This window comes from Candidatus Hydrogenedentota bacterium, from assembly GCA_016791475.1.
GTDB lineage: Bacteria > Hydrogenedentota > Hydrogenedentia > Hydrogenedentales > JAEUWI01 > JAEUWI01.
Genome location: JAEUWI010000389.1, coordinates 1 through 558, shown reverse-complemented (window position 1 = coordinate 558; position 558 = coordinate 1). Strand labels below are relative to the sequence as shown.

Below are 558 nucleotides of genomic sequence, written 5' to 3'. Positions count from 1 at the left end.
CCCGGGGGGTGGCCTCCTCATCGACGCGGTGGAGCGGGGCGGTCCTGCCGCGGGAGCCCGCCTGCGGCCGGGGGTCCGGTTCACCGGGGCGGACGGCCAGCGCGCCGAGAGCCTGGTTCAGCTGGCGCGGCAGACCTACAGCAAGCCCCGGGGGGAGGAGCTCAAGCTGGCGGTGGTCCTGGACGAGCAGGTGGGTCCGTACGTGCGGAGGTCCGAGGGGGAGGTCGCGGTCACGGTGCGCTGAATCCGCCCGTTTCCCCTTGGGAGCAGGACAGGCTCACCGCTACAGTGGCGCGTCTCCAAATCATGGACGCCACGCCGATGATCGAGGTGAGGGAACTCACCAAGCGTTATCCCGGACGCACGGCGGTGAACGGCATCTCGTTCACTGTTGCGCGGGGGGAGGTGGTGGGCTTTCTCGGACCCAACGGCGCCGGCAAGTCCACCACGATGCGGATGCTGTCCTCCTTCCTCCCCGGGACCAGCGGCACCGCGCGCGTCGCCGGATTCGACGTGTTTCACGAGCCGGACGAGGTTCGCCGCCGCATCGGCTACATG

Annotated in this window: 1 protein-coding gene; it reads left to right on the top strand. The window is 70.3% G+C overall.

Annotated elements, in window-relative coordinates; all coding sequences use genetic code 11:
* Positions 1-321: 321 nt before the first annotated feature.
* A partial coding sequence (locus JNK74_29840; protein ID MBL7650372.1) for an ATP-binding cassette domain-containing protein occupies positions 322-558 on the top strand: 237 nt, incomplete at its 3' end.